This window comes from Noviherbaspirillum sp. Root189 (assembly GCF_001428545.1).
Taxonomy (GTDB): domain Bacteria; phylum Pseudomonadota; class Gammaproteobacteria; order Burkholderiales; family Burkholderiaceae_D; genus Noviherbaspirillum.
This window is the reverse complement of record NZ_LMHZ01000050.1, coordinates 1-10,747: the sequence shown is the minus strand read 5'-3', so window position 1 is coordinate 10,747 and position 10,747 is coordinate 1. Positions and strand designations below refer to the sequence as shown.

8 protein-coding genes and 1 pseudogene are annotated in these 10,747 nt (G+C 51.0%); 7 read left to right on the top strand and 2 right to left on the bottom strand.

What is annotated here, in order from left to right:
* The first annotated feature begins 744 nt into the window (after positions 1–744).
* The 7 genes from ASE07_RS22695 (at position 745) to ASE07_RS22665 (ending at position 7,778) form a co-directional block, all read left to right on the top strand.
* Positions 745–1,944 carry a ParA family protein gene (locus tag ASE07_RS22695; protein ID WP_057293106.1) on the top strand — a complete coding sequence of 400 codons (1,200 nt, stop codon included), beginning with the start codon at positions 745–747 and terminating at the stop codon, positions 1,942–1,944.
* A gap of 17 nt (positions 1,945–1,961) precedes the next feature.
* A complete protein-coding gene (locus ASE07_RS22690; RefSeq protein ID WP_057293105.1) occupies positions 1,962–2,945 on the top strand; it encodes a ParB/RepB/Spo0J family partition protein in 984 nt (327 codons plus the stop codon).
* A 356-nt stretch (positions 2,946–3,301) separates the two neighbouring features.
* Positions 3,302–4,372, top strand: coding sequence for a hypothetical protein (locus ASE07_RS22685; RefSeq protein WP_156396910.1), 1,071 nt, complete (start codon positions 3,302–3,304; stop codon positions 4,370–4,372).
* 108 nt (positions 4,373–4,480) lie between these two features.
* A complete protein-coding gene (locus ASE07_RS22680) occupies positions 4,481–5,071 on the top strand; it encodes a hypothetical protein (RefSeq protein ID WP_057293103.1) in 591 nt (196 codons plus the stop codon).
* A gap of 447 nt (positions 5,072–5,518) precedes the next feature.
* Positions 5,519–6,688, top strand: coding sequence for a Fic family protein (locus tag ASE07_RS22675; protein WP_057293102.1), 1,170 nt, complete (start codon positions 5,519–5,521; stop codon positions 6,686–6,688).
* A gap of 462 nt (positions 6,689–7,150) precedes the next feature.
* Positions 7,151–7,384: an AbrB/MazE/SpoVT family DNA-binding domain-containing protein gene (locus ASE07_RS22670; protein WP_057293101.1), complete on the top strand. Its 234-nt coding sequence runs from the start codon at positions 7,151–7,153 to the stop codon at positions 7,382–7,384.
* The gene (locus tag ASE07_RS22665) at positions 7,371–7,778 is read left to right on the top strand and encodes a PIN domain-containing protein (RefSeq protein WP_057293100.1); all 408 of its coding nucleotides are present in this window, start codon (positions 7,371–7,373) and stop codon (positions 7,776–7,778) included. Before ASE07_RS22670 ends, ASE07_RS22665 begins: the two co-directional genes overlap by 14 nt.
* Positions 7,779–9,400: 1,622 nt before the next feature.
* Here the strand turns inward: ASE07_RS22665 and ASE07_RS30030 are convergent.
* Together ASE07_RS30030 and ASE07_RS22655 are read right to left on the bottom strand one after the other, a co-directional pair.
* Positions 9,401–9,783 (bottom strand): annotated as a pseudogene (locus ASE07_RS30030) (transposase); the annotation flags it as partial.
* A gap of 123 nt (positions 9,784–9,906) precedes the next feature.
* Positions 9,907–10,747 (bottom strand): hypothetical protein (locus ASE07_RS22655; protein WP_235548572.1); only part of this gene is annotated, 841 nt, incomplete at its 5' end.

Genomic DNA, 10,747 nt, shown 5'->3' with positions numbered 1-10,747 from the left:
ATGTTTTATAACTCAAGGCGCCGGCATGGTTACAACAACCACCTATCACCGGTAGACTACGAGAAGCAATACTTCGAACGGCTCGCTAGTGTCTAGGATACTGGGGGCGATTCACGTATGCCTAACGAAAAAAGTTAACGCCCCGGAAAAATTTATTTGCTTCTGGTGTGAACCAACACATTTGCTTCTTCCATTTTGCCTACAAACTTTACCCCTCAAAGCGAGAGGCACACCAAAGGTATCGACAAATTTCCTTTCGTCGACGGATGGTAAATTCTGCTGAAAATTGGAGGGCTTTTGAGGAAAGCACCTTCAAAAGCGTAGTTAAGATTGCTTTTCTCTACGTTGTTCAAATCTAGGGGTTTGAAATGGGCTCGCTCAGTTTATGTAGGGTGATGACACAGCAATGTCTCTGCAACCCAAACGCAAGTGCTAAATCTTGGCTCACTAGATTTCAAGAGTAGCGACACTTTCTCATTATCATTGATCGCATTTTTTGTTGCATTGTTTCAGGTGGGCATGGCATATCTGTGTCTTTGAATCTTTTATTCAATTTATTCAAGGCACTACGTATGGACATAGTGGTTGCAGATAGCCTTACCTCACTTTCCTATGGGTTCGTGATGTATTGCAAGGAAGCTTGTTTACAAAATAACACTCTGGCTTTCCGTAAACATGTTTTTGTTCCGCATTTCATAGTAATATTCTACAAATACGGAACACACCAAGAAATAGGGAGCTATCATGGCGTTGCAGCAAGTCAGCATGAAAGAATTGCAGAGTCTTGCGGAGGTTTCGGCCGATGTTCTAGACCAAGTGCGTGATGCCATGATGGCACCGCATCCACTTAAAGTTGCTCCTACATTTACCAGCGTAGCGATCGCGGAATTGTGTGGGGTCGACAAAAGCCAGATCAAGTATCTCACGCAAAAGCACGGTTTACCCCCTGGGGTGAAGATCGAAGGTTCGAAGGCGAAAGATTATTCATTGGAAGACGCTATCACTTGGGTAAAATCGATAGCCACCCTCCCTCGGCGCCCGGAGGATAAACTCGGTAAGGTACTTGCCGTTTGTAACTACAAAGGTGGTGTAGCGAAGACTAGTACCGCCGTCGCGGTCGCTCAAGCGCTTACCCTTCGCGGACTGAAAGTACTTGTGATTGATTGTGATGGCCAAGGTACGGCCACGCAGTTATGTGGCATTAGTCCAGAGCAGGACGTCGATGTCGACCAGACGCTCATGCCTTTTATCTATGGCGATCAGCAAGACCTTACTTACGCTGTCCAAACGACATACTGGCATAACCTTTCGGTCATTCCGGCATCCAGTGGTCTGCTTGCGGCGGAATTCGCATTGCCTGCGAAAGCGATGAAAGAGCGCGGGTTCCGATTCTGGGAAGTGCTTAAAGACGGGATCGAGCCGTTGCGCGCAGAGTTTGACCTTATTGTTATCGATACCTCGCCCAGTTTATCTCACCTTACTGTCAACGCAATGATTGCGGCTGACGGCTTGCTTATGCCTTGCCCGCCTGAAGCGTTGGATTTTGCATCTAGTGTCCAATTCTGGGGAATTTTTTCGGAACTGGTTCAAAACCTGCCTGGCGCACTCGACAAAAAGTATGACTTTGTTTCCATCGTATATACCAAGGTGCAAACGAATGAAGTGGCGCGGTTGGTAAAGACTTGGATGAAGCAAGCGTACGGGACTCATGTAAATGGCGTCGAGATTCCTGATAGCACTGCTGCCCGTACTGCCTCCGCACAAATCAAAACGATTTATGACCTCAGCAAACCTGACGGGAGTCTTGAGGCGTACCGTCGGTATAAGGAACCACTTGATCGGCTCGCCGATTATGTACTAGAGCAATTAGCTTTGGCATGGGATTCAAAAGCATACCAACGCGCTGGGGCTCAAGGTTCGTTACTTGAATCGCCCGTCGCTTAATCTCGCTAGGAGCCAATGTGAGCAAAATTAAAGAACTAGCTGGCAAAACGGCCGGCATCCAGGCTCGGTCAGTGGAGAAAACAGGACATCGGCCGCCCAAGACCGCTCCTGTAATGCTTTATGACGCGACCGCTCGAATGCACGCTGCGGAGCAGAAAGCAGAAGAACTCGAGGCCAAGCTGAACGCTGCGCTGGAAAGTACTGCCGCTTTTGAGGTCCCGCTTTCAGACTTACGGGAAATCGCCGGACGTAAGCGCCAACTGGATGATGAACAATTTAATGAGCTTAAGGAAAATCTTCGGCACAACGAGCTAGTTTCGCCAGTCATTGTTCGTCCGTCTGATGACGGCGGCTACGAGATCGTTTCAGGACACAACCGGGTCAGAGCATTCCGTGAGCTTGGGCGTGAGCGTATCCCGGCAATCGTTCGCCGGACGGAAGCAGTACAAGCCGACATCAATGCGTTTTATGCCAACCTCCTACAGCCCAGCTTGCCGGACTATGAGAAGTATCTTGGTTTCAGACTGATCCGACTGCGTCGGCCGGAAATGTCGCAGGCACAAATAGCAGAGATGGCAGGAATTTCGCCTACCCGGCTGTCGAGATTACTAGCCTTTGATGGTTTGCCAGACGAAGCGCATGCGGTCCTCGCGCAACATCCCGGAGCCCTTGGGGCAGATGCTGCAAGCACTTTGGCAGCGGTTGCCAAAGACGGCGGGGCCGATCGTGTTACAGATGCCATAAAGAAAGTCATCGAAGAAGGAATTGATCAAGCCTCTGCCGTTGCACTAGCAAGCAGACGCGAGACGGTAGCAGCAAAGACAAAACCTTCCGTCGAAGTGATCAAATTTAAGGTAGGCAAGTCACCAGTCTGCAGCTACAGGAAGGCAGACACGATGTTAAGAGTTGACTTCAGGACTGCAGAAGACGCAAATGCAGTACATGAAGAAATCCAAAAGGTCTTGCAGCGGTATATCGATCGCTTAAGAGAAAGAAACTAGACAGCATTGCGCGCCGCAATTCCTTTTAAATCAATCAGTTACGTTTTTTAATCAGTATTGGAGAATAGCATGAAGGGTTAAAAACAACTTTTCGTGGCCGAAAAAAGCAAAAGCCCGGTGGGGACCGGGCTTCAGCTGCAATCGGATGACTTGGGGAAGTACATACTCGATCACCATCAAGATTTGAGTCTATCCCTAAGTCCTTCGAAGTGCAAGACGCCATAGCCATTTTCTTGCACGCTTAGGGATGTTTTCGTGAAAATTCACGACCGCATCGGGGTATAACTTGCCCTGCCCTTCCCTCAAGTGTGTGCCCTTGGAACTTTGCGCTCGTTTGCGAGCAGCGGAGCGATACCGTGCACCCTAAAGATTTACAGACTCAATCCACTGAAGTAGCTGAGACGTTCACGTCTCGGCCAGTCGCTGTACAAGGCCGCATCCTGCCTAAAGCGATCATCAACGCCCAGGCCGCGACCAAACACCCGCACAACTGCATGGACCTCCGCAAGGGAGGCCGCCGTGCGCTCCACGCGATCCTCGCCTTTTATAACCTGAAGACGCGCGCTGCCATCTTCCCTACCCGCGAGACGCTCGCGATAGAAGCCGGCGTGTCGCTCCCTACCCTGCACCGCGATCTGGCCGAACTAGAGGCCCGCGAGTACATCGTCCGTCTTCCCCAGCGCCACAAGTCCGTCGCTACCGGACCCAACGCCGGCAAATTCTGGCTGGCGCCAATCCTGCTAACACGCAAAGCACTGCTGTTGCTGAACCTCGAAGAAGTTATTCACAAGCAGCCGAGTCTCAAAATGAGAGACGGCATATATATAGATAAAGAACATACCAAGGAAGTAAAGACACAATCTTCTTCGAAGAACACATTCCCTGACGGGAAGCCGGAAGCAAAAAGCCCTGCCCCCAAAAACGAGTTTGATCCAGCAACCAAGCTCCCCATCGATTTGCTTCCCCTGCTTGATCGGGGCCTGTCGGTTCCAACCATCTTCCGTTTGATGCGGCTGGCCAGCGCTGCAGGAAAGCGCATGTCCGACATCTACGCTTATCGCACCGGACGCATCGCCACGTTGGGATTGACCGGCAGGTCCCTGTACGCCTACCTGGCCGAGTTGATTGGCGAAGACATCGATTTTGCTTACGTGGCGAATAAGGCCCGAACCGATACCGCACAGGCCGAGGAAGTCAACGAGGCCAAGAATCTGCTGCAGCGTCTGCGCCAGACTTGCGATGGCCTTGAGGTGCGGAAAAATGGTGGCTATGTGGGCGTCTTCCGCGTCGCTTCTAACCCTGACGACTGCGACTACATCGAAACCTCCGCTTCGCTGGTACCAGTGAACCTGCGTGCCGCGAAAGCGATATTGCGCGGGGCGTTTGCGTTCGTACAGCCCAATGAGGCGATGTCGGTCTATGCGTGATGCCCATCCCGGTCATCTAACCATGGACTCGATAAAACCATCGCAACTGGGATTTTCGAGATTTATGGTTTCGAATATGCCGCAAGGAAACAAGCCTTGCGATATGCCATGCAACCTTTGAATGAAAACACGCCGAGTATTTTCGACTCGAGCCTTTGGTGGGTCGACGACGATGGAACGTGGTGGCCACTGTGCCTGACGAACCTGGTCAACTCAAAGCGTCTTCGTATGCGGTCACGCGAGCGTGCCTCTGCGATCACCGACCCACAGTTGATTGCGCACACGTTGCATTGCGCTCACCTGAAAACACCTATCCTCACCTTGGCTGACTTGAAGCAGATCCTCGATGAGATGGAGCAGGGCGGGTGCGACTTCACTGAAGCCATCGACCTGCAAGCCATGTTCATCAGGCAGGAACATCCACCCTTGTCGCCAACGGATGTCGTTACTGCGGCGGTAGCGCCCTTAGCCAGGGTCTACCGATTTCCTGCCCGTGGAGTAGGCCCCTCACGGCCGATTCGAACTACGCACTCTGTATCTTACGAGCGGGTGCAACGATCTCTCGTCCAAGCGGAAGTCAATCTTCAGAAGGAAATAGAGCAGGGCAGGGTACCGAACAACGTCGATGCGTGCAGGATGATCATCCGACAGACTTTGGGGATACGGCGCCGTATTCAGGATAAAGATGTTGAGGAGTGACCTTTTATGGTTTTAATTGAATACGTCTCATTTCATCCAAGAACCATACGGTTGACGTATTGCGAGGGCAAATGAGCAATTATGGGAAATGCCGACGAAATTCCTCTCTGGAGGTTCCTACACGGTCTACCTATGGACGACGCGAAATGCGCGCGCGTATCGGCGGCCGGGAGTTAACCTTACTCATGGTGGCCATGCCCGATACGGACCGCGAATGCAGAGGTGGTCGAAGCAAGGTTCATTTGATCCTGATATTGGATAGCCACGAATTTGGCTCCTCAAAATCCACAATGACTTCCCGCGTAATCCGTCTCCGGTAAAACATCGACTGGCTCCCTGTTTATAGGGGAACCGCGGCGGATGAGGCGTAATTGTTTAAATACGCATCATATTGTGAGGTGAATAAGGTATGCTTATTGAATGCATCTCAATAACTGATTCGTATTTATGCGTCATTCACCTCAGTACATTTGGCAGCAACCTGACTGGCCAGCGTTTCGCTACAACGCAGAGCATCTGCTTTCCGTCCTCGCCGAAGCTCGGCGTGCGCAGGGCGTCCTCCTTGGAAAAGCGCAAGCAATCGGCCTAGCAGCACTTCCAGCAGCCGAAAACGAAGTCTGGGTATCCGAGGCGATCGCTACCTCCGCGATTGAAGGCGAAAGGCTCAATCTCGACGCAGTCAGGTCCTCTGTAGCGCGTCGACTTGGAATGCAAAATCCACCGTCTGGTCCAGTCAACAGAAACGTCGAGGGTCTGTTAGATGCGATGGGCGACGCATCAAGGCATTGGGAGAGGCCGCTGACAAGAGAACGACTTTTTGGGTGGCAGGCTGCATTGTTTCCCACCGGGTATTCAAGCATTCGACAGGTAAAGGTAGGTGGCTATCGGGACGATGCAATCGCTGTACAGTCCGGACCGGAAGGCCATGAAAAGATCCATTACGAAGCGCCGCCTCAAGAGGCAATTGAAAATGAGATGGCCCGCTTTCTGACGTGGTTCCAGGAATCCAGGGACGGTATGGAAGGACTGATACGGGCTGGTGTCGCGCACCTGTGGTTTGAAACGCTGCACCCATTTGAAGACGGGAATGGAAGGGTGGGGCGCGCTATCATCGACATGGCGCTTGCTCAAGATAACGGGCAACCGACCCGGCTCATTGGCATCTCGCGGCAACTGGCGCAAGTACGCGACGAATATTATCGCTATCTGGAGCAAGCCCAAAAAGGGGACATGGATATTACCGAATGGCTGGAATGGTTCATCCGCCAATACCATGCGGCTTGCACCGAATCGACGGCGATCCTTGATCGTTCCCTGCAGAAGGCAGGGTATTGGAATCTTCACCCCGGCACACCGCTGTCGGAAGCACAGCGCAAAGTCATCAATGTCATGCTTGACGCTGGTCCTCAAGGTTTCGAAGGAGGCATGAGCACCAAGAAGTACGTCAGCCTGGCGAAGGTCTCGCCAGCGACCGCTTCTCGCGACCTTGGTGGGTTGCTGAGGGCGGGTCTTGTTGTCACGACAGGGCAGGGCAAGTCCACGCGATATTGGATCAATCTAGCTGGATGGCAACCGGTCAGGGACGCGCAAGGTGCGCCCATTAAGGAGCACCCATAACTTATCTACCGGTTCCGAAATGGTTTTCCAAATCCATGCGTTCGACCTATAGCGCTACATTTGCGAAATATAAACCCAAGTAGACTGCCGTTCGTAAAGAAGCAGAAGCGCAGAAACCGGAATCTGCTCAAGAACGCCACCGCCTACAACGTTTAAGTAGTCTCCACACAATGTTTCAGCTGATAGGATCAAACCTTCAATATTCATCGCTGTAGATAAAGCCAAAACCGATTACGAGGACCGACCTTGCCACAAGGTCCGCTACACATGCGAGGGGACTTTTAAAACTAGCTTCGAATCGAATAAATAGTTGTTAACTTGAGAATACCGTTCGCAAACCTCTGAAAAGCTATATCCATAATCAACGCCGGCATACCCTCCAACCGGAGTTGCGCAGGTTTGCGCCGTCTCTCGAGGAGGGGTAAGATATACAAACTCATTTGTATATCTTTGGAGGAGCAGATGCAAGTCGCTAAATGGGGAAACAGTCTGGCGGTCCGCCTCCCTACTACCGTCGTAGAAGCCCTTGACCTGAAGCCAGGCGACAACATTGACATTCATGTCCTTGGTGACCGGGATTTTGCAGTCGAAAAAGCGCCGGGAACACGGGAGCTGTTAGCGAAGCTGAGAAAATACCGCGGTCGTATGCCGGAAGATTTCAAATTCAGTCGGGACGAGGCGAATGAGCGGGACTGAAGCGTTTTTCGACACTAACGTTATTTTGTACTTATTGTCGGCCGACGCGACGAAAGCCGATCGAGCAGAAGAGCTGCTTGCCGTTAGCGGTACGATCAGCTCGCAGGTACTCAATGAATTTGCTTCAGTCGCCTCGCGAAAACTGAAAATGTCCTGGCCGGAGATCCGCGAGATCCTTCAACAGATCCGCGTAGTTTGTCCTGTCGAACCGTTGACGGCGGAAACGAATGAACGCGCCATGAATCTGGCAGAGCGCTATCGTATTTCTTTTTACGATTCTCTTGTCGTAGCCTCCGCCTTGTTGGCGGGATGCTCTACCTTGTACTCGGAGGACCTGCAGGATGGGCAAGTGTTCGAGCGCCAGCTTACCGTGCGAAACCCTTTTTTGAAATGATCACTCGCAATGCTTAACCGCGGCGAGTGTAATAAGTCGACTGCGTCATCGTTTAACGTTTGCTATAAACCATTCTCAGGAATTCGGTAAGTTTTGCATCTGTCGCTTGTAGTACCGTCTTACCAAAAAGCGGCCGGTGCAGTGCGGATAGCGAAGGTGAGGGTAGCCGTTCGCTTTTCAACTTTGTGGACCATATGTAAGCATCGCGATCTTCGTTGGGAAACGTGTGGATCATCGGCCCAAAATCAACCGGAAATCGCGTGCCTGGCGAAGTAGTACATCACAGTTGCAAAAATCAGTCTTGAAAGGCCGCGCAATACGCGACGTTTGTTCTTTTTACTTGGAGCACGCGCAAAAGGCAACTTGGATACCGCCTGAATGGCTGAAATAGTTCGTCAACCAATATCATGCGGCCTCCCTAGAATCGACGGCAATACTCGATCCCTCCCGCAGAAGGGCTATTACTGGAACCATCGTTCTTAATAAACCCCTATGGAAAGCAAAGAGCAAAGCATCCGATGTCACGCCTGACGCTATTGGTACTTACAGCTTTGATGGGGAGTACGACGAAATGAGTTCGTCTCGTCGATAGCGCACCGTCGGCCACGTCGGAGGAAGTAGGCGTATTGAGACGAGCAAATTTTGTTGTCACGACAGGATAGCGTAAGTCCAGGCAATTCTGGATCAATTGCATCCCGTGCAAGCCTCCGAGCAGGAGAAACATGGCGACTCCCCTGGATCAAGCTAAACCAGACGGACGGTAAAAAGTTTCCGAAAATCCCCTGCGGTCCATCATAAGAACTCTCACGCAAAAATTTCTGCCGGGACCGCGTAGTGCTCAATACTCAAACAGACCGCAAAGACATCGCCAAAACGCTGTGGCAAGAGGAAGCGATAACGTCTCTTCGTTATCAATGTGCGAGATACATATCAAAAACAGGTAAGCATACAAAATACAGACCGCCGCAAACAAAGGTTAAACGCTAGTATCAAGAACGAGGCCAACTGACGCGACTGAGTGTCGAACACATGACGAATTCTTAGGACTAATAAGCGAACGTCAGATGATCATGTGGCGACTCACGGTTGAATGTATGATGAACGGCGGTGGATTAGCCAAGAGTGACGATAAAACATCAATCTGCACAAATGCCGGAGTCGCCGGGTGTCAATTTTTTTCTGAGGAACCCGGTTCAGCCGAATGTCGCGTAACTACTGCGTTTGCGGCAACCAAAGTTGAAAAACAAAATGTGCGTCAATCTTTTTTCTAAAAGCTAAGCAGATACGAGCAAGGCGATACCGACATAACAAACATGGCGCCATTTGAACGAGCGCGTACGCTGCCGCAGCGCCATATTACGGATTGATGAGAATAGAAAGTAAGCGCGCCGGGCGGCGACAATTCTGCGATACCCTTTTGATGCCGGGTCGGATAGTGAGCAGCTTTTTCCTGCGTACAGAGGAGGCCGTTTAAATCGGCCAGTCGATGAGAAATCAAGACAGTGGACCGCTAAGCGTTCGCCTGACGCGTAGCCAGACACGCAGTCCATATTAAAAACTAAATGCACCTACTCCAAGTCGGGAATATTCCGAATTTTTGTAAGCAAGGTCGGTTTAGTTGCGTCTGGCGATACTTCAGTGCCATACAACTCTAGCAGGTGGTTCTGGATTTCACGCACAGTCATGCCACGTGCGTACATGCTGATAACGTCGTCAAAGCCGACGTGCGTCGCTGATATTTGGCCGCCAACTGAGATCCGAAGCACGATAGCGAGTCACGCGATACATCGAGTTGATATTCTCTGCACGGCACCAATAGTATCTTGAGTACTGTGCAATTGCGGTGGTTCTTGCTGGCGTCGCCTTCGTCGCCGAGGTGATGTCTCAGTTCAGCCACTGGCATGCGTTTGTCCAGCGTCTTTTTGAGCCGCCCGGCCCGTTCGGATTCGCCCAGAATGGATTCGGCGTACTCGTTCCGCACTGTGATCAGCAACGTGTCAATCAATGCACCCGGAAACGGTTAACGGCGCCTTCTTTTTTACGGCTTCTGGAGAGTATTAAGCGGTCATGGAACATCCTTTGGGTATTGTTCCATGACCGCGCTATACAAAAGAATCCGCAGAGGTTCCTAAGCTGCCACTCTTGACGATCTTTTGGATCGATTTAAAGGTTCCAAAGTCTTGAGCATGTATTCCATAGGACCATTTGCGCCACGCACTATCGACCTGGCTGCCGCTATGGCTTCCTCCTGCTTATTTGGTTTATTCTTTGCTGGAGGCCTTTTGGCCAACCCCAGTTTGAGCCTAATGAAGCGGACACGAGACTCATTAATCTCTTTAGGAGTAGGAATACGCTTTTCCTTAGAAAGGATCCACGCGCAAAAGATCACGTCATGATCATAGTACGTACATCGATGTGTCGCCGGTAGTGGATCGCCAAAGACCTCGTCCTCTAAATTTATTGTAACCGTCGTATCACCTCGACAAATAATGAATGAGATATCTTTGCGCTGGGCCAACAATAGAACTTTCTGGTCTGATGCGCAAAATTCGTCAGGCATCAGTTCGTTCGACTTAGCGTATTCAAACAGCCCGCACAAGAACTCAACTTCAATGGACGGCACCTTGACACCGGGCCGAAACACGGCAGAGCCAAGCAGATAAGCCTTTTTGAACGAAAGGCGTGAAAACTCGCCGTCGATATGTTGCTTATAGTGTTTCCAACAAGTAGACCGTACCATACCAGTGAGAAACCAACGTACCACAGCCTCGGCCCCAGCCGCGGTGATATCACAACTACTGTTCATGCATGCTCCTGAAAAGCAAATAAAAAAGGAAGAGATGGCCAAGGCGGCGCAACAGCTTTTCAAGGGTAAGCGCCTAGCCAAGTCACCTTGAATCACACCGAATGGATCAGGAAGATGGCGTCCACCAAACTTACTTAGGTGGACGCTATGGAACATAAGACAG

What these genes read in the sequence shown, in the direction of transcription:
- ASE07_RS22695 (WP_057293106.1), top strand. Translation starts at nt 745, where the DNA reads ATGGCGTTGCAGCAAGTCAGCATGAAAGAATTGCAGAGTCTTGCGGAG.
- ASE07_RS22680 (WP_057293103.1), top strand. Translation starts at nt 4,481, where the DNA reads ATGCAACCTTTGAATGAAAACACGCCGAGTATTTTCGACTCGAGCCTT.
- ASE07_RS22675 (WP_057293102.1), top strand. Translation starts at nt 5,519, where the DNA reads ATGCGTCATTCACCTCAGTACATTTGGCAGCAACCTGACTGGCCAGCG.
- ASE07_RS22670 (WP_057293101.1), top strand. Translation starts at nt 7,151, where the DNA reads ATGCAAGTCGCTAAATGGGGAAACAGTCTGGCGGTCCGCCTCCCTACT.
- ASE07_RS22665 (WP_057293100.1), top strand. Translation starts at nt 7,371, where the DNA reads ATGAGCGGGACTGAAGCGTTTTTCGACACTAACGTTATTTTGTACTTA.